The organism is Pseudomonas sp. FW215-R2, from assembly GCF_058789255.1.
Genome location: NZ_JBYTBO010000003.1, coordinates 44,288 through 66,741 on the forward strand (window position 1 = coordinate 44,288; position 22,454 = coordinate 66,741).

The window sequence follows — 22,454 nt, forward strand, 5'->3', positions numbered from 1 at the left end:
AGCTGCCGCCGGAGACTGACATGCTGTACGACACACTGATTCGCAACGCCCTGGTCATCGACGGCAGCAACAGCCCCGGCTATACCGCTGACGTGGCAATCCTCGATGGCCGCATCGCGCGCATCGGTGACTTGCGCGATGTGAGCGCCACCGATGAAATCGACGCCGCCGGCCGAGTGCTGGCGCCGGGCTTCATCGACGTGCACACCCACGACGACACCGTGGTGATCCGCCAGCCGCAGATGCTGCCCAAGCTCAGCCAGGGCGTGACCACGGTGATTGTCGGCAACTGCGGCATCAGCGCAGCACCGGTCAGTCTCAAGGGCGATCCACCGGATCCGATGAACCTGCTCGGCACTGCCGCCGCATTCGTCTATCCACGTTTCAGCGATTACCGCGTGGCGGTCGAAGCGGCCAACACCACGCTGAACGTCGCGGCACTGGTGGGGCACACGGCACTGCGCAGCAATCACCTCGATGATCTGTTTCGCACCGCGACCGACGATGAAATCAGCGCGATGCGCGAGCAGTTGCGTGAAAGCCTGGAGGCGGGCGCCCTTGGTTTATCCACAGGTCTGGCCTACGCCAGTGCGTTTTCGGCATCCACCGATGAAGTCATGCAGCTGACTGAAGAATTGAACGCGTTCGGCGCCGTGTACACCACCCATCTGCGCAGCGAATTCGAACCGGTGCTGGAGGCCATGGACGAAGCCTTTCGCATCGGCCGCCACGCCCGTTCGCCGGTGATCGTTTCCCACCTCAAGTGTGCCGGCGTAGGTAACTGGGGGCGCAGTCCGCAGTTGCTCGCGTCGCTGGAAGAAGCGGCGAAAACCCACCCGGTCGGCTGCGATTGCTACCCGTATGCGGCGAGTTCTTCGACGCTGGATCTGAAGCAGGTGACCGATGCCCACCGCATCACCATTACCTGGTCGACACCGCATCCGGACATGGGCGGCCGTGATCTCATGGATATCGCCGCGGAATGGAACCTGCCATTGCTCGACGCCGCCAAGCGTCTGCAACCGGCGGGCGCGGTGTATTACGGCATGGACGAGAACGACGTGCGCCGGATCCTCGCCCATCCGCTGTCGATGGTCGGTTCCGACGGCCTGCCGGAAGACCCGTTCCCGCACCCGCGCCTGTGGGGCGCTTTCCCTCGGGTGCTCGGGCATTTCAGTCGTGATGTAGGCCTGTTTCCGCTGCACACCGCCGTGCACAAGATGACCGGTCTTTCGGCGGCGCGCTTTGGCTTGAAGGAAAGAGGCGAGATCCGGGAAGGCTATTGGGCCGATCTGGTGTTGTTCGACCCCGCAACCGTACGTGACGTGGCTGATTTCAGCGATCCGCAACGACCGGCGCAAGGCATCGATGGTGTGTGGATCAATGGCGTGTTGAGTTATCGCGACGGACAGGCCAGCGGTCGGCGTGAAGGCCGATTCCTTGCCAGACAAGGGGATTTGCGCGCGGGATTCGCGCGCGCGTTGTGAGGGCAGGGAAGCTGGATTGATAGCGTGATGGCACATTGAGACTAAAGATTCCCTCGACCAAGCCGAATTGCTGACATCCAGTGGATTTGGCGTACGTCGCCCAGGGAGTTTCATGTATCGCGTCAGTTTGCTCGTAGCCGTCACCCTGTTGACTGGCTGCGCCGTCACCCCGCAAGCCAGAACCGCCGCCTCCCAGGCTGAAACAGGGGGCATCCTGATGCGTCCGATCGTGCAGGACTCGATCATTCGCGAAGGCGATGTCTTGAGCTTTCAAACCAGCGACACAGGCAACGCTCAAGCGGGATCAGGGATCCTCGCGCAACTTGAAGCCTCTTGCACGGCGGATCGCGGCAGCCTTCTGTACCTGACCAGTTCCGTGCGTCGCTATCTGGGGGGCAATGGCCGCGAGTACAGCGTGGGCTTGCCGATTCCTGCGTCGGCGTATCCGACGTTCAAGCGTCACCCTGATTTCATTCGTGCCTGCGCGCAGACGCCACAGGCGGACTGGCGTGTGGTCAAGGGCAGTGGCGAACAGCAATGGGTGATGATCGACCGCAACAGCCTCAAGACCGAAGGCAATGAGTTGAAGTTCTGGGCCGCGTACGACAATCCGTATGTAGCGTTCGATATGCCCTACAACGCGCCTTATGCACAAAAGCGTGAGCACTATGCCGTCAACTGTTCCAAACAGGTGTTCCGTCCGATCGGGGGGTATGACCTCAATGTCGACAACACCGTGACCGACGGCCAGGACCGCACTTCGCTGGCCGCCCAGCCAATTGCCGGAAGCAACGACGACTACGAGATGCTGTTCAAACTGGCCTGTGAGAAGCCGCAATCCATCGCGCAGTTGCCGGTGTTCGTACCCCGTGCCAAGAAGACCCAGCCGACGACTTTGCCGATGGTATCCGACAAGGTACTTTCCGCGATCAAGAACCTGAACATGACCCCGGTCAGCAAGCCTCTGAGCTACGTGGAAGTGGTAGGCAAGTCCACTTACGAGTCCACGACCAAGGACATGCGCGAGGAACGTTTCCTCGGTGTCGACGCTGTCAGTGGCCAGTCGACCCAGCGCTTGACGGGCAACGGCTACGAGGGCAACAGCGTGACCTTCCGTGGGCTGTTCGAGCTGGTGAGGCAAACGGAGTTCGGCGTGGGCAAGCCGTCGTCGATGAAAGACGGCTCCAGCGTGGAGGAGCTCAGCTTCAGTGGTGACTGGCAGCACATGCCGGTCAACGGCAAGCTGGGTTACATCATGCAACTGCGCACGTCCAATTCGGTGATCGGCAAGCTTGGCGAAATCACTCGCCGCAATGAATGCACGGTGGTTCGTGACCTGTCTGCCAATGAACTCAATGCCACGCTGAGCGGCGGGGCCAAAGAACTTTCTTGCCAGCAGAAAAATGATCAGTACGGCCGGGTGGATACGTACTACTACCTGCAGGACTACGGCTACTTTTTCTTCGCCCGTACCGACAAGAACAACCACTACTACCATGACCTCACGCTCAAGACAGTGCGCTGAGCAGGCCGTTTGAACCTGACACGCCCGCCTCAGGCGGGCGAATCCCATACGCGAGAACATGCCCATGAGCTTCGGTAAAACCACCCCGATCCTGCGAATTTTCGATGAAGCCAAGGCCGTGGAATTCTATGTCGACTTCCTCGGATTCAAGATCGACTGGCAGCACCGTTTCGAACCCGGCTTCCCGTTGTACCTGCAAGTCTCGCGCGGTGAGTGCGTGCTGCATCTGTCCGAACATCACGGCGATGCGACACCGGGTTCGGCCCTGCGGATCGAGACCGATGAGCTTGAGGCGTTCCAGCAGCAACTGCTGGCCAAAAACTACAAGTTCTCGCACCCAGACATTCAGGCCATGCCGTGGGGCAGTCAGGACATGACCATCGCCGATCCGTTCGGCAATCGCCTGGTGTTCACCAACGCGATCAGTCTCTAACTGTCGTTCGATACCCGGTGAGTCTGGCGAAACTCGCCGGGCGGCATCCCGCGTCGGCTCTTGAATGTGCGGTGAAAGGAGCGCGGTTCGGTGAAGCCCAGATACTGGGCGATGTCCTGAATCGGCAACGTACTGTTCAACAGATAATGCTCGGCCAGTTCCTGGCGCAAGTCATCGAGGATCTGCTGATACGACGTGCCGGCCTGATGCAACTGGCGTTGCAGCGTGCGCACGGAGACGGCGAGATGTTCGGCCACCTGTTCCTTGCGCGGCAGACCTTCCTTGAGCAACTGGCGCAGGATGCTTTTGACCCGTTGCTCAAGCGACGCATCCTCCAGCGTCGCCATCAGGCTCTGCGCGTGCTCTTCCAGCGTGCGCAGCAAATGCGCATCGGCCTGACGCAACGGCAACTGCAAATACGGCAGCGGCACGATCAGCGCGGAATACGGTTGATCGAATAGCACCGGGCATTCGAAAAACTGTTCGTACTGTTCCAGCGTCGTGTCCGCCGGGCGTGAGTGTTCCAGCCACACGGCGGCCGGCGACAATTGGGTGTCAGCGATCCAGCGTGCATATTGCAGCCAGGAGCCGAGCACGTTTTCCACCAGGTGCCGGCGAATCCGCGGGCGCTCAAAGCGGCAGCTCCAGATCAGGTGCACGTGGCTGTCCTGCACCTCGGCGCGGCTGACGCCCATGTCGCCCACCAGTTTTTCGAACGGCATGATGCGGCTCATGGCGTCGCCCAGTGTCGCGCAGTTCATGGTGATGTAGCCCAGCACGCTCCAGGAGTTGGGCAGCACGAAATTCGCGGCGTTGAGGCCGAACAGCGGATCGCCCGAGTGTTCGCAGAAATAATCGAGCAACCGTTCATGGGTTTCACCCGGCAGGCGCAGGCTGTTGTCGCTCAACTGCTGCGCCTGCAACCCGGCCGCCGTCAATGCAGGCTCGATGGCCATGCCCAGATGTTCGGCATGGCGCAGGTACTTGAGCAGCGGCGGAACGGAGGTGAAGCCGAGCGATTGCATGACCGTATTCCCTTGATCGAGGCCGCCGTGGGCGGATGAGCGCCCTGAAAGGTAATTTGAATCCACGACTAAAGTAAATGGCTGACGCTTGCGCGACGTTTGACTCAATTGGCTACTCGAACTGGCCGGATGCGACCGTGACACTTTCGGCCGGCTGACTAGTATGAGGGCCTGAAATCTCACTGATCAGACTGCACAGAAGGACACACGCATGCGACGCTGGAACGGCTGGGGAGATGCAACAACGGTGGTCGAACTGCCGGCCCAGGGCGCAAGTTTTCTCCATGAGCGACTGGGGGAGGGCCGAGCGCTGCCCGATGCGACGCTTGAAGCGGCGATGGCCCGCGTACCGGTCTCGCGGCTGGCGGAGCACGCGCTGTACAGCATCGATGCCCATGACCGTCTGCTGCATGCCCGAGGGCAGAGCCTGCCGGACTGGCTGGCGTTGCGCGAGGGGGCGCTGGGCAACTATCCCGACGCCGTGGCGTTCCCGGAAACCGCCGAACACATTCGCCAGTTGCTGGCGCTCGCCCAGGCGCAAGACCTGTGCCTGATTCCCTATGGCGGCGGCACGTCGGTGGCCGGGCACATCAATCCGCCCGACTCTGCGCGGCCCGTGGTGACGGTGTCTCTGGCGCGGATGAATCGTCTGCTCGACCTCGATGAACAAAGCCTGCTGGCGACTTTCGGTCCCGGCGCCAGTGGCCCACAGGTGGAAAGCCAACTGCGCGCCCGAGGCTACACGCTGGGGCATTTCCCGCAGTCGTGGGAGCTGTCGACGCTGGGCGGCTGGGTGGCCAGTCGTTCCAGTGGTCAGCAATCGCTGCGTTATGGGCGGATCGAGCAACTGTTCGCCGGCGGGACGCTGGAAACCTTTGCCGGGCCCCTGCAAATTCCAACTTTCCCGGCGTCGGCGGCTGGCCCGGATCTGCGTGAAGTGGTGCTGGGTTGCGAAGGGCGTTTCGGGATCATTTCCGAGGTCAAGGTGCGGGTCAGCGCGCTGCCGGCCGATGAGCGTTTCTACGGCGTGTTTCTGCCCAGTTGGAGCAAGGCACTGCAAGCCATTCAGCAACTTGCGCAAGCACGAGTGCCGCTGTCGATGCTGCGTTTGTCCAACGCAGTGGAAACCGAAACCCAACTGGCGCTGGCCGGCCATCCGCAACAGATCGCCTGGCTGGAAAAGTATCTGAGTTTGCGCGGAGCGGGCGAAGGCAAGTGCCTGCTGACCTTCGGCGTGACCGGCAATCGCAAGCAGAATGCGCTGTCCCTGGCTCAGGCCCGCCAGCACCTGAAAGCCTTCGGCGGGGTGTTCACCGGCACGCTGCTGGGCAAGAAGTGGGCGCAGAATCGCTTCCGTTTTCCGTATCTGCGAGAGAACCTGTGGAACGCCGGTTACGTGGTCGACACCCTCGAAACCGCGACTGACTGGAGCAACGTCGACAACCTGCTCAGCCTGATCGAAAACAGCCTGCGCGATGCCCTCGCGGCTGAAGGAGAGCGGGTGCATGTGTTCACGCATCTATCCCACGTCTACGGCGAAGGTTCGAGCATCTACACCACCTACGTGTTTCGCCCGGCAGCGGACTATCCTGCGACGCTGGCCCGCTGGAAGGCCCTCAAACACGCGGCCAGCCAGACCATCGTCGACAACCACGGCACCATCAGCCACCAGCACGGCGTGGGCAAGGATCACGCGCCGTACCTGCCGCGCGAAAAAGGCGAGCTGGCGATGGACACCTTGCAGGCGCTGAGCCGGCACTTCGACCCGGCCGGGCGCCTGAACCCCGGCACGCTGTTGCAGGAGTGACCGCCATGAGCGCGGACTGGAACGCCGAATGGCGCCAGCAGGTCCTGCCGACACTGGCGGGTGAAACCTGGGACCTGATCGTGATCGGCGGCGGCATCAGCGGTGCCGGAATCCTGCGTGAAGCCGCGCGCCGTGGCTGGCGTTGCCTGCTGCTGGAGCAGCGTGATTTCGCCTGGGGCACCTCCAGCCGATCCTCGAAAATGGTCCATGGCGGTTTGCGTTATATCGCCAAGGGCCAGTGGCGACTGACCCGCGATTCGGTGCGCGAACGCCAGCGTCTGCTCGACGAAGCGCCGGGGCTGGTGGAGCCGATGAGTTTTATGATGCCGCACTATCGCGGCGGTTTTCCCGGGCCTCGGGTGCTGGGTGGGCTGTTATCGATCTATGACGCATTGGCCGGGCGCCGAGATCATCGTTTCCATGACGCGCAGCAACTGCGTTATCTGGCTCCGGGAGTAAAAGAAAATGACCTGCTCGGCGGCACCTGTTTTGTCGATGCGCTGACCGATGACGCGCGACTGGTAATGCGCGTGTTGAGCGAAGCACGGGCCGACGGCGCGGTGGTGCTCAACGGCGTGCGTGTCGAACATGTGCTGCGGGAAAACGGGCGGGTGTGCGGGGTTCAGGTCGAAGATTGCGAAGCCGGCGCTTCAATTCAATTGCGTTGTGGTGTGCTGGCAGTGGCCACTGGCGCCTGGGCCGAACGCTTGCGTCCGCCCGAGGCTCCGCGCCAGTTGCGTCCGTTGCGCGGCAGTCATTTGCTGCTGCCGGGCTGGCGCTTGCCGGTGGCGCAGGCCTTTACGTTTATGCACGAGCAGGATCGGCGTCCTGTGTTCGTTTTCCCTTGGGAAGGCGCCACGGTGGTCGGCACCACCGACCTTGATCATCGCGAGAATCTGGACCAGAGCGCGAGCATCAGCGGCGAAGAACTCGACTATTTGCTGGCCGCCTGCCGACAGCAGTTTCCCGGCGCTGAGGTGACAGCGGCCGACGTACTTTCAACCTGGTCGGGCGTGCGCCCGGTGGTGGGCAGTGCGGCGGGTGAGCATCAAGACAAACCGTCGAACGAAACCCGTGAACATGTGCTGTGGCAGGAGCCAGGCTGCGTCACGTTGGCCGGCGGCAAGCTCACGACGTTCCGCCCGCAAGCCATCGAAGTGCTCAAGGCGTGCGCCGACATGCTCGGCCGTTCCTTCGATGACGATGCCGCGCCGGTATTTGCCGCCGTGCCGCCACTGACAATCCCCGGCCTCAGCCCCGGTCAGTGGCGACGTCTGGCCGGGCGACATGGCCGTGATTTGCCGAGGCTGGCGCAACTGCTCGCCGAACTGGGCCATGACACCGTCGGCGCCACCGACACCTTGTGGGCAGAACTGGCCTTCGCCTGCGAAGCGGAAATGGTCCTGCACCTGGATGACCTGCTGCTGCGCCGAACCCGTCTCGGCCTGTTACTGCCCCATGGTGGAGCAGATTATTTCCCGGCCATTCGCCAACTCTGCCAGCCGCGACTGGGCTGGAACGACGAACGCTGGCAACAGGAACAGCAACGCTATCAGGCGTTATGGCAACGCCATCACGGCCTGCCGGAAATCGCGCAGTGATGCCCCTCGAAGAGAGCTCCATGGACAACCACCCGAACAAGCGTTACCTGCTGGCCATCGACAATGGCACCCAGAGCGTGCGCGCGCTGCTCTTCGATTTGCAGGGCAACCTGCTCGGCAAGGGCAAGGTTGAATTGCAGGCCTATTACTCGACGCAGCCGGGCTGGGCCGAGCAGGATCCGGAATATTACTGGGCGAAACTGGGCGAGGCCTGCCAGCAGGTGTGGGCGCAAACCGGCATCGATCGTTCGCAGATTGCCGGCGTTTCCCTGACCACCCAGCGCGGCACGGTGATCAACGTCGATGCCCAGGGCAAACCGTTGCGCCCGGCGATTCTCTGGCTCGATCAGCGCCAGAGCGAAGTCGAAGGCGGGATCAAGGGACCGTGGGGCTGGCTGTTCAAACTGGCCGGCGCGCAGGCCACCGTGGATTACTTTCGCGCCCAGGCCGAAGCCAACTGGATCGCTCGCCATCAGCCTGACGTGTGGGCGGCGACCGACAAGTTTCTGCTGCTCTCGGGGTTTCTCACGCATCGCCTGTGCGGGCGCTTCGTCGACTCGGTGGGCTGTTGCGTCGGTTACCTGCCGTTCGACTTCAAACGCCTGCGCTGGGCCGCGCCGCGTGACTGGAAATGGCAGGCGCTGGCGGTGCGTCCCGAGCAACTGCCGACCTTGCACAAACCCGGTGAAACCCTCGGCCATATCAGCGCCGAAGCGAGTCGCCACACCGGCATTCCCGAAGGCATTCCGCTGATCGCGGCGGGGGCCGACAAGGCCTGTGAAGTGCTCGGTTCCGGAGTCGTCGATTCGGGCACGGTGTGCCTGTCCTACGGCACCACGGCGACGATCACCAGCACCCGCTCGCGCTATCTGGAAATCGTCCCGTTGATTCCGCCGTACCCGTCGGCGGTGCCGGATCAGTACAACTGCGAGGTGATGATTTATCGCGGCTACTGGATGGTCAGCTGGTTCAAGAACGAGTTCGGCCTGCGGGAAATGCAGCAGGCCAAGGAGCAGGGTATCGAGCCTGAACAACTGTTCGATGCGCTGGTCGATGCGGTGCCGCCGGGCTCGATGGGGTTGATGCTGCAACCGTACTGGTCGCCGGGGATTCGCGAGCCGGGTGTGGAGGCCAAAGGCGCGATGATCGGCTTCGGCGACGTGCATACCCGTGCGCACATTTACCGGGCGATCCTTGAAGGTCTGGCGTATGCGTTGCGTCAGGGCATGGAGAAAATCGAGAAGCGCTCGAAGATCTCCGTCACCCGTTTACGTGTTGCTGGCGGTGGCTCGCAAAGTGATGCGGCGATGCAACTCACGGCGAACATTTTCGGCCTGCCGGCGGAGCGTCCGCACGTCTATGAAGCGTCCGGTCTGGGCGCGGCGATTTGCTGCGCGGTCGGGCTGGGGCTACACGCGGATTTCCCCACAGCAATTGCGGCGATGACCCGGGTTGGCGCGGTGTTTCAGCCGCAACCCGAGGCGCAGCAGGTCTACGAGCGCCTGTACAAGGACGTCTATCTGCGCATGTATCGACAGCTCAAACCGTTGTACCAGAGCATCCGCAAGATCACCGGTTACCCGGCCTGAAAGAACAGCGCATGTGGCGCTATCGGAGAACTTTTCTGGTGAGATCGGACAGTGTCAGGGGCGGGGTCGGTTGTTAGGCTCGATCCCCACGGCACACATAACAAGAACCAGAAGCAATGAAGCTGATCTCCCTCCTGCTGCTTTGCGCAATAGCCCCGACGGCGTGGGGCTGGTCGAATCATACGGTAGGCAGCTACCTGGCGTTGCAGGACCTGCCGGCGTTGCGCGATGCGCCGCCCGTCGAGGTTGAACCGCTGGAGCAGTTTCTCTCCGAGCAATACCCGGCCATCGTCGCGTTGCTCGATGAGCAGGAAGGCTTCGCCCGCGAACACTTCAAGCAATACCCGCCGCGCCCCGACAACCTCAAGTTGCCCGTCGAGCCGAGCGACAATCTGCGCCACGACTTCCTCACCGCGCTGCGGATCAACCCGCAGATTTATCTGGCGATGGCCATCCAGCCGTTGCCGGGCAAGGACCTGCCCGAGCGCGAGCATCTGCAGGCTGATCAGGTGATGGTCGAGCAGACGCTTTCACCGTGGAATCGCCAGCGTTTCATTCGCGTGGCCGATCACGAAAAAGTCGCACCCCTGGCCGTGCTGGCCAGTGCCGCCGACGAGCCGGACTACGGCCACGACATCAATCTGTTCAGCGACAACCCCGGCGAAGTCGCCGCGTTGTACGGCTTCGGCCCGCAGCCGTTTGGCGATGCGCGCTTCCAGTACAGCTCCCAGGCACCGTTCCACATGGGCTTCTTCCATGAGAGCCCGGTGGTGTACGCGGCCGCCGGATTTCTCGAGCGCAGTTGGCCGGACTGGCGCGCCTATCAATATATGGGGTTGGCGCGACTGGCGTTTGCCAGCGGTCATCCTTACTGGGGTTATCGCTTTCTCGGTTGGGGCCTGCACCACGTTCAGGACCTGACCCAGCCGTATCACGCCAAGCCGTTGCCCGGCGTCGAATTGCCAAGCCTTCTGCTGCTGGAGGGCAAGGCGCTGGCCGGTTTTGCGGATGACAAACAGGCGTCCATCGAACGCGTCGCGACCCGCCACATGGAGGTCGAGAAGTACCAGTCGACCTGGCTGCGTCGCGTGCTGCGCGCCGGTCAGCCGCATCCGATGCTCGACGCCTACGCCGATGCCGCCGGGGACGCGCATTACCCGCCGTACTCCGTGGACTACTTGCGCGAAGTGGTGAGCGCCGAGTCCGTCGACGACTCCGCCGCCTTCGATGAAGCCATCGGCCAGTGGCTGGAAACGGCGCCGGTCACCAGCGATTTCAGCGCCGGCAATCAGTTGCAGCGCGAGACCTTCGAGCACCCGGAACTCAACCGGCAATTGCTCAAATTGCTCGGCCATTTCGGCGCCCACAGCCGGATTTATGTCCGTGCGGGGCTGGCGCCATAAGCATCGCGGCAACACACAACAATAAGAACAGGGAAGGAGGAACAGATGATCAACACTCGATTGCGCCTGTCTGGCGTAGCGCTCCCCGGTGTCGGTTTGGCAGGGCTGCTGCAACTCTGCGCAGTCGACGCGGTGCAGGCCGCCGAGTTCAGCGTGCTGGACAATCAGGTCACCGGCTCGCTCGACACGACCTTGTCCTATGGCCGCTTGTGGCGGGTCCAGGGCCGGGACAAGAACAACGATGACGTCAACACCAACGACGGCAATCGCAACTTCGACACCGGGCTGGTTTCCGAGGTGTACAAGATCACCTCGGAGCTGGAGGCGAACTACCAGAACTACGGGATGTTCCTGCGCGGCACCGCGTTCTACGACACCCAGTTGATGGACAAGCGCAACGACTACTACCACAACAACAGCCCGTCGCAGCCGAGCCAGAGTTATCCCCAGGACGACCGTTTCACCAGCCAGACCCGCGACATCGCCGGCAGCCGGATCGAGATGCTCGACGCCTACGTCCATGGCAGCTGGGACGTCGCGCAAATGCCGGTCACCGCGCGAGTGGGGCGTCAGGTGTTCAACTGGGGCGAGGGGATTTTCTATCGCGGCGGGGTCAACACCACCAACCCGGTGGACGCCGCGAAATATCGCTTGCCGGGTGCCGAGGTCAAGGAAGTGCTGATGCCGGTGGAGGCGGTCAGCTTCAACATCGGCCTGACCGACAGCCTGACGATGGAGAGCTTCTACCAGACCAACTGGAAAGAAACCCGCATCGATCCGGTCGGCACGTTCTACTCGCAGACCGACCTGTTCGCCGACGGCGGCAACACCGCTTACAACAACTTCAGCGGCACCGCACTTGATACGCCGGTGCCGGGGTTTGGCAATGTCATCGGTCTGTACAGCGCACTGGGCAACAACCCGTTGCTCGGCCCGGCGCTGAAGTCCACCGGCCTCTACGCCAACGGCGTGACCCCGGCCTACGGCAACACCCTCAAGGTGGCGTCCATTGGCAAGGACTACAACGCACGCAACGACGGCCAGTTCGGGTTTGCCTTTCGCTACATCGCCGAAGAGCTCAACAGCACCGAGTTCGGCCTGTACATGGTCAACTACCACGCCAAGGAACCGACCATCGCTGCCGACCTGGGCGGGTACAAGGGCATCGACATGAATGCCCTGACCAACATGCTCTCCAGCGTTGCCGGCAGTCAGGCCGGGGCCCTCGCCAACGGTCTGGCGACTGCCGATGTGATGGGCAACATCCAGGCCCATCGGCGGTATGCCGAAGACATCCGCATGTACGGTTTCAGCTTCAACACCACGCTGGGCAATGCCTCGGTGTTCGGTGAAGTGGCCTATCGGCCGAACCTGCCCATCGGCGTCGCGGCCACCAACGACCTGATCGGCGATCTGGCCAACGGTGCTGCCGCAGCAGTGTCCGGCAAGACCATCAACGTCGGCGGGCAAATGGTCACCCTCGACAGCCAGATCAACAACGCCGAGCGGGTGGAAGCGTTCAACACTTCGCTGGGCAGCATCTACAACTTCGGCCCGACGCTGTCGTTCGACTCGATGTTCGGCATCTTCGAACTGGCCTCCGAGCATCTGCGCGGCAGCAGCCTGCAATACACCGCCTACGATGGCAGCACCCGTTACTACGCCGGCACCGGCAACACTTCGTACGTGTCCGGCGGTGATCGCGACGATCAGGTCAATCGCAATTCCTACAGCTACACGGTGATGTTCAACGGTACCTGGAACGACTTGTACGCCGGGATCAACGTCTCGCCCTACGTCGTCTACAAGGACGATTTCAAGGGCAACAGCTACCAGGCCGGCAATGCCATCGAAGGTCGCAAGGCCTACACGCTGGGGGTCAAGGCCAACTACCAGAACAAGCTCGAAGCCGAACTGCAATACACCGAGTTCTGGGGCGGCGGGCAGAACAACGGTATTCGCGACCGCGACAACGTCGGTTTCAACCTCAAGTATTTCTTGTGAGCCCACAGGTTTTTGAATTCGGAGAACGAACATGTTTCCTGCATCACGACTGACCAAGACCACGCTGGCGTTGTTTTTGAGTTTGACCGCTGCAAGTACGCTGGCCGCCATTTCGCCCCAGCAGGCCGAACAACTAAAAACCTCGCTGACCCCCATGGGCGCCGAGCGCGCCGGCAACGCGGCCGGCACCATTCCGGCCTGGACCGGCGGCATCACCCAGGCGCCGGCCGGCTACAAACCCGGCCAGCATCACCCCGATCCGTACGCGGCGGACAAACCGCTATTCACCATCACCAAAGCCAACCTCGATCAGTACAAGGCGCATCTCACACCGGGCCAGATCGCTCTGTTCAACAGCTATCCCGACACCTTCCAGATGCCGGTCTATCCCTCGCGCCGATCCGGTTCGGCGCCGCAATGGCTGTATGACAACACCCTGAAGAATGCGGCCTCGGCCAAGTTGCTGGAGGGCGGCAGCGGGTTCGCTGATGCCTACGGCGGTGTGCCGTTTCCGGTGCCCAAGGACGGGGTCGAAGTGCTGTGGAATCACATCACCCGCTATCGCGGCATCTACGTGGTCCGCCGCGCCTCCGAAGCACCTGTGCAGCGCAACGGCAGCTTCGCGCTGGTGACCTCGCAGCAAGAGGGCTTCTTCAATTACTACCGCCCGGGCGGCCAGTTCGCCGACCTGAAAAACATCCTGTTCTACTACCTCGCCTTCGTGAAAAGCCCGGCACGCCTCGCCGGTGGTGCAGCGTTGGTGCACGAGACACTGGACCAGCTCAAAGACGCCCGCCAGGCCTGGATCTATGACGCCGGCCAACGCCGCGTCCGCCGCGCACCGAACCTCGCCTACGACACGCCGATCGCCTCATCCGATGGCCTGCGCACCGCAGACGACACCGACCTGTTCAACGGCTCGCCGGACCGCTTCGACTGGAAGCTCAAGGGCAAGCAGGAAATCTACATCCCCTACAACAACTACAAAGTCGGCAGCCCCGACGTGAAATACGCCCAACTGCTCACCCCCGGCCACCTCAACCCGCAATACACCCGCTACGAGCTGCACCGGGTCTGGGTGGTGGAAGGCACACTCAAACCAGGTGCACGGCATATCTACTCCAAACGCGTGCTGTTCCTCGACGAAGACAGCTGGGGCGCCGCCCTGGTGGATCAATACGACGGGCGAGGGGAGCTGTGGCGCGTGTCGATGGCCTACCTGAAAAACTTCTACGACCTGCCCACCACCTGGAGCGCACTCGACGTGTTCCACGACTTGCAGGCCCGCCGTTACTACGTGCAGAACCTGGATAACGAAGAGGCCTCGACCGTCGACTTCTCGCAACCGGTGCCGGAGGATTCGTATTTCATGCCGTCGGCGTTGCGGCAGCGGGGGACGCGGTGAGTGGGCAAGACGCGATCTCCATCCCTTCGTTACAACCTGAAACCTTGCATCAAACGCTGCGTGCTAGCCTCGATGCTTCAGGGGCCAATACGTTGGAGGGATTGTGGCGAGTTTAATCATCAGGAATGTTGACTATCAGCTCTATAAAAAGCTGGAGGCCACGGCAAGATTCAATGGTCGTTCGATTGAGGAACAGGCGTGTGTGATGTTGCGCAATGCGCTGGAGCAGAATCAATCTACCGGTGGCTTGGGAACTCGAATCCACGAACGGTTTAGACGTTTTGACGGGGTTGAATTGGAGTTGCCTTTACGCTGATACGGCACGGTTTTTTTTGCAGGACCTATCTTCATAGGCAGTTACATCGCAATCGCGGGCAAGCCCGCTCCCACAGGTAAAGAGTCGAACACAGTATCTGTGCACGCCTCAGAACCTTGTGGGAGCGGGCTTGCCCGCGATTGAATTTCGCTTCAGCGCTGACTGTAGGTCAGACGCGGAAGTGGCTCACCATCTGCTGCAACTGCCCACCCAACCGCGCCAGTTCAACACTGGATTTAGCCGTCTCATCACTCGCCGCAGCAGTCTGTTCTGACACGTCGCGGACGTTGATGATGCTGCGGCTGATTTCTTCGGCCACGGCGCTTTGCTGTTCGGCGGCTGCGGCGATCTGCTGGTTCATCGACTGGATATTCGATACCGTGCGGGTGATGTTTTCCAGGGACGAACCGGCCTTGCGGGTCAGGGCGACGCTGCTGTCGGTCAGGGCGCGGCTGTTGTTCATCACGGCCGAAACTTGCTGAGTGCCGTTTTGCAGACCGGCTACCAGGCCTTCGATTTCCTCGGTGGATTTCTGTGTGCGCTGGGCCAGGCCACGGACTTCGTCGGCGACCACGGCAAAACCACGACCGGCTTCACCGGCACGGGCGGCTTCGATGGCGGCGTTGAGGGCCAGCAGGTTGGTCTGTTCGGCCACGGCCTTGATCACGTCCATGACGCTGCCGATCTTGTCGCTTTCCTGTTGCAGCACGCTCATGGCTTCGGTGGAACGCACCACTTCGCTGGCCAGACGCTCGATCTGGGCGATGGCTTCGTTCACCACCTTGTCGCCTTCGCGGGCTTCGCCGTCAGCGGCGGCTGCGGCTTGCGAAGCTTCTTCGGCGTTGCGCGCGACTTCCTGCACGGTGGCAGTCATCTCGTGCATGGCGGTGGCGACCTGATCGGTCTCGATCTTCTGGCTGTTGACGCCGGCGCTGGTTTGCTCGGTGACGGCCGACAGTTCTTCGGCGGCGCTGGCAATCTGGGTCACGCCGTCGCGGATGCCGCTGATCAGGTCGCGCAGGGTCACGCCCATGCGCGCGATGCCTTGTTGCAGCACGCCGAGTTCGTCGCGGCGGGTGACGATCACGTTGTGGCTCAGGTCGCCGCTGGCGATGCGCTCGACCACGGCCATGGTTTCCTGCAACGGACGGGTGATCTGACGGGTGATGATGAAGGCAGCGATGACGCCCACCAGCAACGCCAGCAGGGTACTGATCAGTTGCAGGGTGCGGGCCTGAGCGCTTTCCATGTCACGACGGTCGAGCTGGATCTGATACATCTGCTCGCTCAGGGTCACGATGGTAGCGCCCTGATCGGTCATTTCCTTGCGTGCCTGCACCGCATCGGTGTTGGCATTCTTGTAAGCCTGCAACGCGCTGCGGTAGTTGGTCAGTGCGGTTTCCAGCTGACGCAGGGCGTCTTGCTGGGTGTCGGCGAAATGCGCGTTCAGTTGCTTGAGGCTGGCGATGGCCACGTCCAGCTGACCGACGGCTTTCTGCTCGGTCTCGGCGTTGGTGGTGGCGGTGTAGCCGCGCACTTCGTAGCGCGCCAGGATGAAGGCTTCCTTGGCGGCGGTAATGGCCTGGAACTGCTCGAAACGCTGTTCGCTCATGGCCATCTGCTGGACGCGGGTGCTGATCGATTCGATCAGGTTGTACGCGGTCTCGGCATTGGCGCTCATGGTGTCGCGCGCCGTGTTGCCGGTGCGGTAGGCGTTGCGCATCTTGTTCAGGGACGTCTGGTATTCGGCGATGGTCGCCGCCTGCGCCTTGAGCAACTTGACGTTTTCCGGGCTCTTGAACTTGCCGATCAACGCTTGCTGTTGCGCAGCGAAACCGTCGAGGGTGGTCTGCACGTTCTGCGCGGCGGTTTCATCGCCGTTGGTCAGCATGTATTGCAGGCGCACCACGCGCAGCTTGGTCAGGCCAGAGTTGAGCTGGGTGATGTCGCTCATCCAGTTGCTGCGGTCAATCAGGCCGCCCAGGCTGGTCCAGCCCGTCAGGGCCAGAATGCAGGTCAGGGCCAGGACGAGACCGAATCCCAGCCCCAGTTTGAGGTTCACGCTGATGTTGCCGAACCAGCTATTCATCACAATTCCTCCAGAAACGTTGTGCTTCTTGATCGTCGGTTAGGCTGGAAGATTGTTGTTTTTTTGAGCCAGCAAGGGTGTTAGCAGGACTGTATCGGCCGCAAATCCTGGAGCTGAAAGGATTTTGTCCGACGGAATTTGTAACAAAGGATCCCAAGACTTTTTTCACATGACTTTCACTGGCTGCCCACGGGGGCGTCTGTACCTTCGCCGCATCAAATGACAGTGATATAGGCTGGCGAGGCGAATTTTTGTGGAATTGAGACTGAGTCTGTTCGGCGTCAAGCGCTCGATCGATCTGAGCGGTTTGGCCCGCTTTCGAAACGCCGGTGTTGTTCTGGCCGTGTCGGCACTGGTAATTCCGCTGACCCTGTGGCTGCTCGCCCCGGCGGCGGTGCCTGACCTCGCCCACGGCAATGTCGCTGGCGCCCAGGCGTTGGCGACCGGTTGGGCCAAGGGCGACATGATTGTGCTGGTGCGCCATGTCGAACGCTGCGATCACTCCCCGGCGCCGTGCCTGAGCGGCAATGACGGCATCACCGATCGCTCGCGCAGTGTTGCGGTCGCCGTCGGTGCGCAATTCGAGCAGTTGGGCCTGACCAATGCCGACATCTACAACAGCCCGATGACCCGCACCGTGCAGACCGCCGGTTACATGTTCAACCGGGCGACGACCGGTGAGGACTGGTTAATCAGCTGCAAGGGCCGCATGTTGCAGGACGCGCTGGCGCACAAGGTCCCGGGGCGTAACCTGATCCTGGTCACCCACAGCGAATGCATGGCGCAGCTGGAAAAAGACCTCAGGGTGCCGGCCTCGACCCTCGGTTATGGTTCTTCGCTGTTCGTTTCCGCTGCCAGCCTGGCGGCTCCAAAGATGCTCGGCTTCATCGAGGCCTCTGACTGGCGTACGGTGACCACCCGATGACTTCTCGCTTTTACGCTTACAACTTCGGCATCCCGCTGTTTTGTGCGGCGGTGGTGTTCCTGATGTTCGACATGACGAACATCGACATCGCCTTCAGCAACCTGCTGTTCGATCCGCTGACGAACACCTTCCCGCTCGACAAGATTCACTTCTTTGAAAAGCTGACCCACAAGTGGGCGCGGATCATCCCGAACTGGACCGCTGAAATCGCCCTGATCGGCGCGATGCTGTCGGTGGTTTGGCCGTTGGTCAATCCGCAGAAGCGCCCTGGCCTTGCCGGGTTTCTGGAGCGCAGCAAAGTGGCTCCGGTGCTGCGTTTTACCGCTGACCATCGCCGGGACTTTCTGTTTGTGGTGGTGGCTTTTGCGGTGTGTACCGGGGTGATTCACTTCCTCAAGGCCCACACCAGCGTTTACTGCCCGATCGAGACGACGCTGTACGGCGGCAAAATGGCTCACATCGAGTGGTACAGCAATTTCCAGCTGTTCCATGAGGCCGGTGACGGTCGTTGCTGGCCGGGCGGACATGCTTCCGGTGGGTTCACCATGCTGGCGCTGTATTTTGTCGCGCGTCGTTATCAGTGGCGCTTCTCCAGCGCCTTGTTGTGGGGATCGCTGTTGCTCGGTTTCGTCTACGGCACCACACGCGTCCTGCAAGGCTGGCACTACATGTCCCACACGTTCTGGGCCGGGATCTTCGTCTGGCTGGCGTGTATGCTGACGGCGCTGGCGTTTTATGGACGGGCTCGTCTGGAGTTGCCGGTGTTGAGCAAGCGTGAGCGACAGGCATTCAGTGTGCAGCCTGAGACTGCTCTCTGAAGCGTCGCCACTGAAATGAAAAACCCGCCATCACCGGCGGGTTTTTCGTTTGTGCGTCAGTGCATCAATAGCCGACGAAGTAGTACGCCTGGCGCCCGACCATCATGATCTTGAGCACTTTCAGCGGGGCGGCGGGCTCGCTGTCCCCTGACATCACCGCGATGTTAGAAGGCGAGGCGCTGAGGAAATCCTTCAATTGCGCATCGGTATCCAGCCCCTTGAGGACGCTCTGGGTGTAGAACACGCTGGCGCCGCCGACCCGTTCGTTGGCCTGGAACAGCGCGACCTGATGGCCGCTGGCTTGCAGGCTCTGGATATGTTCGGTCAGTGGCAGGAACGACAATTCCTTGTCCGCCTTCGGCAGTGCCCATTGCGCGGCACCGAGGTAGCTGGCAATCACCACGGTCAGGATACCGGCCGCCAATGCCTGACGATGACGGGCGATCCATCCGACGAACCCGCTGTCACGTTCCTTCAACCTCTCGAACAGAACGCCTGCATATTCCGCCGCAATCACTGCCGCTGCTGGCGTCATCGACATCAGGTACACCGTGCGCTTGCTCGACGCCAGGGTCAGCATGATGAACTGCGCAACGATCCACAGGCTGAAGAACAGCAGGTAACGATTGGCCTTCAATTGTTTACGGAAGTGCCACAGCCCCAGGTACACCAGAATGTTCCAGGGCAGGAACGCTTCGGGCAGTTTGGCGATGTAGTAGTAAAACGGCTCATAGTGCCCGGCTTCGACGAAGGAACCGCTGAAACGTCCAACGCTGTTGGTTAGCAAGACCTCTCTGACTGCCTGAACGCCGCCGTGCTGATAGAGCACCGCGAGCCAGATCAGCAGCGGAATCAGCCCGAGCGCTGTCAGCAAACCGGGACGCAACCACTCGGTCAGTTTGAAGCGCTTGTCCATCAGGTTGTCGGCCAGCAGATAAGCGAATATCACCACCCCCGGCATCGCCAGGCCGAGTACGCCTTTACTGAGCGTGGCGATGGCAATCCCGACGGCAAACAGCAACGAATTGCCTATCGTCGATGCTCGTTGCGCCTGGAAGAACGCCAGCAGCGCCGTGGTCACGCCGAGTGCGAGCAACGCATCCTCGCCGACCCCGCGCACGTTGCTCCAGTAACTGGCCATGGTCGCCAGCAGAATGCCCGCTGTCCACGCGATCGCTTTCGGCCGTTCGAAGCGCCGCAGCATGCCGTACAACAGCATCACGCTGAGCAGGCCAGCCACCGCCGATGCCAGTCGCACCGCCCACGGAGAAACACCGAACACGCGCATGGCGCCGGCGTCCAGCCACAGACTCAGCGGTGGTTTTTCCAGAAACGGTTCGCCGAACAGACGGGGCGTCACCCAGTCATCGTCGAGGTGCATCTCCATGGCGATGCCGGCGACGCGGGCCTCAGTGGAGCCTTGCAATTGATGGTTACCCAGCGCGAAGAAAAACAGCAGGGCGGCAAGCAGGAACAGTGAAATGGCGGCACGCGACGACATAGGTTTCAGATAACCGGAAGGGGCGAGAGGCGTGAGCATACTTCGCCAATGCTTAACAAATTGTGAAACTCACGCAAGACGCCGCGACCAGCGCTGATCCGGTGCTTCGAATGCCGGATTGACCAGCGCCGTCAGCACATGATCCTGCCAGCGCCCGGCAATGTTCAGGTAAGCCTTGGCATAACCCTCGCGCTCGAAACCCAGCCGTTCCAGCAACCGTGCACTGCGTTCGTTGCCGGGAATGTAATTGGCCATGATCCGGTGCAGGTTCTGGGCCTCGAACATGTAGGCAATGGCGGACTCCAGCGCTTCCTGCATCAGGCCCTGGCCTTGATGGGCTGCATCGATGTGATAACCCAGATAACACGCCTGGAACGCACCACGAATGATCCCGTTGAAATTGCACGCCCCGATCATTTGCTGGCCGTCCGGGGTCAGCAACGCCATATGCACCGCCAGCCCGGCTTCGAAGGCGCTGGCCTGTATCTCCAGGCGTCGGCGGATCTGTTCAGTGGAGAAATAGTCGGTGGTACGAATCGGTGACCACGGTGCGAGATGGCGCAGGTTGCGTTGGTAGAAATCGCTTTCCAGGGGCGCCTGATCCGGGTCGAGCACCGCGAGCGTCAGGCGTTGGCAGGGCAGGGTCAACAGCGGCATCGGACGCTCCGGGTCTCGGGATTGATCAACAGAATTGCGCGGTGGGCAGGAAAATACAAATCGCGGGTGGTTTGATTCGTTCTATAAATTTGCGCCGTTCGCCGCACAGTCAGGCATTGGCTTGTCTTGCGCGAAGGCGTTTTCAAGGAGGATGCGATGGAGTTTGCGTTAATGGTGGGGGGCGAGTCACTGCGTGTCAGATCCCCGGATCCGGCGTTGTACCTTGCGTTTCAGCGAGCGTTGAACGTCAGTTACCCGGAGCATTCAGAGTTTCTGTCCTGGGCCCGTGCGAACACGACCGAGGCGCAGGCGCTGGAGTTCTTGCACAAGGCCCGTGATGAGTTCAACAGTGAAACCGGCGAGCGTAGGTTTTTCATCGTTACCGGCGATGGGACGGCGATCATCGGTTGTATCGGCTTGAAACCGCGGGGGCGTAATCGTTACGTCGTTGGTTATTGGGCTAACAGCGAACATTCGGGTAAAGGTTATATGTCTGCCGCGCTCACTCAAGTGCTGGGGCGATTTCCCGATGCCACGTTTTACCTGACCACGTCTTCCGCCAACCTGCGTAGTCAGCATTTGGCAGTAGCGGCTGGCTTCGTGTTGATCAGGGTTCATTCTCAAGCCCGGCAATCGCTGCTACACGGCGTGCAAGACACGTATGTGTATCGCTTCGCCGCCAAATCCCGGGCAAAAAAAAGCCCGCAGGAGAGCGGGCGAACCGTAGTTTCTTGAATGAGCGAGCGGACTGTACAGCTTTGGTGGAAAGGGAGCTGTGAAGAAAAATTCATGTCCCGACTCACCCCCGGACAAGGCTGCAACAGAAAACGGCAGCAAGCGTTTATCGTGGGTTGATGCGCCCGCGTTGTGATGTCAGTGGCAGCGAATCTGATTCGTTTCGGCGGGCAAATACTGCGGGCCAAGCTTGCTCAAGGCGCTGTCGACCAGCATTTCCGCCAACCCGGCCAGCTGATGCATCGCGACGGCACGGGCGCGCTGTGCTTCATCCGGACGGTGGATGAAATCCTGGGCAATGGCGTTGAGCGAGGCAAGATTCTGGCTGGCGTGGGTCAACAGGGTGAGCAAGTCGACATCAGGACGAACGCTGAAGATCTGGTTGACCGGTACGAGCCGGGAACTGCGTCTGCTGGTGTTGTCCGTGCGAACGGCAGTGTCTGATCGATCGGTAATCGTCGGGCTCTCGACAGAATTCGGGGTGTCTTTTTTCATGACCGGGCTCCATGTGATGGGTGATCCTTGCGCTTCGGCGGGTCTGTGCCGTTCACCTGAGTGCAGCGAAGAGCGGAGGGTAACCGGGTGGAGCGGGGGGGACTAGTTCATGAAAGTCGACGCGTGTTGAGGGAAATTTCCTATGACGCCTGCAGGCAGGCGCGAAGTTCACTCGACGTCAGCGTGTGCTTGAAGTGATGTTCCCATAACTTCACGCCCAATCTACCCGAACGATCCAGTGATGAACCCACGGTGAGATCGGTCAGCAACGTCGGCTGCAACCCTGCATCGAACAAAGCGAATCCGGCAGCGAGGCAACAGGTCTCAGTCTGTAAACCACAAACCAGCACACGATCCAGATTCAAGCTTTTCAGATAATCGATCGTGTCCGGAGACGGCGCATAACCGTATTTGATGAAAATGCGATCCGCCTCGATCAGGCTGTCATCGTCCGGCGCAGGGTGCCAGCCGAGTTGTCGCTGGAAAGGGGTGCGGCTTTCGTCGTGACGTTCGACCGTGGCGACGCTGGGCAGCGTGCCGATGAGCGACCGGATGCCATCGACCAGCCATGGCGGCGGGGAAAAGCAGGGTTGTACGTCGATGATCAGCAGTGCCTGGCGCATGAGCTCTCCGGATAAA

General features: G+C 61.2%; 19 protein-coding genes and 1 pseudogene. 13 read left to right on the forward strand and 7 right to left on the reverse strand.

What is annotated here, in order from left to right:
• Positions 1–20: 20 nt before the first annotated feature.
• The 3 genes from AC3WRD_RS05110 to AC3WRD_RS05120 all read left to right on the forward strand — a co-directional run bounded on the left by AC3WRD_RS05110 (position 21) and on the right by AC3WRD_RS05120 (position 3,445).
• Positions 21–1,487 carry a D-aminoacylase gene (locus tag AC3WRD_RS05110; RefSeq protein ID WP_102619371.1) on the forward strand — a complete coding sequence of 489 codons (1,467 nt, stop codon included), beginning with the start codon at positions 21–23 and terminating at the stop codon, positions 1,485–1,487.
• 112 nt (positions 1,488–1,599) lie between these two features.
• Positions 1,600–3,012 carry a hypothetical protein gene (locus AC3WRD_RS05115; RefSeq protein WP_096818747.1) on the forward strand — a complete coding sequence of 471 codons (1,413 nt, stop codon included), beginning with the start codon at positions 1,600–1,602 and terminating at the stop codon, positions 3,010–3,012.
• 64 nt (positions 3,013–3,076) lie between these two features.
• Entirely contained in the window at positions 3,077–3,445 is a 369-nt protein-coding gene (locus tag AC3WRD_RS05120) for a glyoxalase superfamily protein (protein ID WP_102619372.1), read from the forward strand.
• Here AC3WRD_RS05120 and gliR read toward each other — a convergent pair.
• Positions 3,442–4,470 carry an AraC family transcriptional regulator GliR gene (gliR, locus tag AC3WRD_RS05125; protein WP_102619373.1) on the reverse strand — a complete coding sequence of 343 codons (1,029 nt, stop codon included), beginning with the start codon at positions 4,468–4,470 and terminating at the stop codon, positions 3,442–3,444. The two genes, AC3WRD_RS05120 and gliR, sit on opposite strands and share 4 nt — an antisense overlap.
• A 211-nt stretch (positions 4,471–4,681) precedes the next feature.
• Between gliR and AC3WRD_RS05130 the strand changes: the two genes are divergently transcribed.
• The 7 genes from AC3WRD_RS05130 (at position 4,682) to AC3WRD_RS05160 (ending at position 14,595) form a co-directional block, all read left to right on the forward strand.
• Positions 4,682–6,277 carry an FAD-binding oxidoreductase gene (locus AC3WRD_RS05130; protein ID WP_102619374.1) on the forward strand — a complete coding sequence of 532 codons (1,596 nt, stop codon included), beginning with the start codon at positions 4,682–4,684 and terminating at the stop codon, positions 6,275–6,277.
• A 5-nt stretch (positions 6,278–6,282) separates the two neighbouring features.
• Positions 6,283–7,878: a glycerol-3-phosphate dehydrogenase/oxidase gene (locus tag AC3WRD_RS05135; protein WP_102619375.1), complete on the forward strand. Its 1,596-nt coding sequence runs from the start codon at positions 6,283–6,285 to the stop codon at positions 7,876–7,878.
• A 20-nt stretch (positions 7,879–7,898) separates the two neighbouring features.
• Positions 7,899–9,467 (forward strand): FGGY-family carbohydrate kinase, encoded by a 1,569-nt coding sequence (locus AC3WRD_RS05140; protein WP_102619613.1) that lies wholly within the window; start codon positions 7,899–7,901, stop codon positions 9,465–9,467.
• 116 nt (positions 9,468–9,583) lie between these two features.
• Positions 9,584–10,870 carry a phospholipase C/P1 nuclease family protein gene (locus AC3WRD_RS05145; RefSeq protein ID WP_102619376.1) on the forward strand — a complete coding sequence of 429 codons (1,287 nt, stop codon included), beginning with the start codon at positions 9,584–9,586 and terminating at the stop codon, positions 10,868–10,870.
• Positions 10,871–10,915: 45 nt separating this feature from the next.
• Positions 10,916–12,874 carry a DUF1302 domain-containing protein gene (locus tag AC3WRD_RS05150; RefSeq protein ID WP_102619377.1) on the forward strand — a complete coding sequence of 653 codons (1,959 nt, stop codon included), beginning with the start codon at positions 10,916–10,918 and terminating at the stop codon, positions 12,872–12,874.
• A 31-nt stretch (positions 12,875–12,905) separates the two neighbouring features.
• The gene (locus AC3WRD_RS05155) at positions 12,906–14,279 is read left to right on the forward strand and encodes a DUF1329 domain-containing protein (protein WP_102619378.1); all 1,374 of its coding nucleotides are present in this window, start codon (positions 12,906–12,908) and stop codon (positions 14,277–14,279) included.
• 103 nt (positions 14,280–14,382) lie between these two features.
• Complete coding sequence (locus AC3WRD_RS05160) at positions 14,383–14,595, forward strand: FitA-like ribbon-helix-helix domain-containing protein (protein WP_096818767.1); 213 nt, start codon at positions 14,383–14,385, stop codon at positions 14,593–14,595.
• Between the two features lie 169 nt (positions 14,596–14,764).
• Here the strand turns inward: AC3WRD_RS05160 and AC3WRD_RS05165 are convergent, their stop codons facing one another.
• Positions 14,765–15,628, reverse strand: a complete 864-nt coding sequence (locus AC3WRD_RS05165; protein ID WP_371858302.1) for a methyl-accepting chemotaxis protein — start codon at positions 15,626–15,628, stop codon at positions 14,765–14,767.
• A gap of 42 nt (positions 15,629–15,670) precedes the next feature.
• Positions 15,671–16,684 (reverse strand): annotated as a pseudogene (locus AC3WRD_RS05170) (methyl-accepting chemotaxis protein); the annotation flags it as partial.
• A 253-nt stretch (positions 16,685–16,937) separates the two neighbouring features.
• Between AC3WRD_RS05170 and pmrG the strand changes: the two are divergent.
• Both pmrG and AC3WRD_RS05180 read left to right on the forward strand, forming a co-directional pair.
• Complete coding sequence (gene pmrG / locus AC3WRD_RS05175; RefSeq protein ID WP_102619380.1) at positions 16,938–17,609, forward strand: lipopolysaccharide core heptose(II)-phosphate phosphatase PmrG; 672 nt, start codon at positions 16,938–16,940, stop codon at positions 17,607–17,609.
• Positions 17,606–18,427, forward strand: a complete 822-nt coding sequence (locus tag AC3WRD_RS05180; RefSeq protein WP_102619381.1) for a phosphatase PAP2 family protein — start codon at positions 17,606–17,608, stop codon at positions 18,425–18,427. The genes pmrG and AC3WRD_RS05180 overlap by 4 nt, the downstream gene beginning before the upstream one ends.
• 64 nt (positions 18,428–18,491) lie before the next feature.
• Here the strand turns inward: AC3WRD_RS05180 and AC3WRD_RS05185 are convergent, their stop codons facing one another.
• Positions 18,492–19,967 (reverse strand): ArnT family glycosyltransferase, encoded by a 1,476-nt coding sequence (locus tag AC3WRD_RS05185; RefSeq protein WP_371858300.1) that lies wholly within the window; start codon positions 19,965–19,967, stop codon positions 18,492–18,494.
• Positions 19,968–19,997: 30 nt separating this feature from the next.
• Positions 19,998–20,585 carry a ribosomal protein S5-alanine N-acetyltransferase gene (gene rimJ / locus AC3WRD_RS05190; protein WP_102619383.1) on the reverse strand — a complete coding sequence of 196 codons (588 nt, stop codon included), beginning with the start codon at positions 20,583–20,585 and terminating at the stop codon, positions 19,998–20,000.
• A gap of 156 nt (positions 20,586–20,741) precedes the next feature.
• On the opposite strand from rimJ, the gene AC3WRD_RS05195 reads away from it, so the two are divergent.
• Entirely contained in the window at positions 20,742–21,320 is a 579-nt protein-coding gene (locus AC3WRD_RS05195) for a GNAT family N-acetyltransferase (protein ID WP_102619384.1), read from the forward strand.
• Between the two features lie 138 nt (positions 21,321–21,458).
• Here AC3WRD_RS05195 and AC3WRD_RS05200 read toward each other — a convergent pair whose 3' ends face one another.
• The gene (locus AC3WRD_RS05200; protein ID WP_102619385.1) at positions 21,459–21,815 is read right to left on the reverse strand and encodes a DUF6124 family protein; all 357 of its coding nucleotides are present in this window, start codon (positions 21,813–21,815) and stop codon (positions 21,459–21,461) included.
• Between the two features lie 140 nt (positions 21,816–21,955).
• The gene (locus AC3WRD_RS05205; protein WP_102619386.1) at positions 21,956–22,438 is read right to left on the reverse strand and encodes an isochorismatase family protein; all 483 of its coding nucleotides are present in this window, start codon (positions 22,436–22,438) and stop codon (positions 21,956–21,958) included.
• Positions 22,439–22,454 lie beyond the last annotated feature (16 nt).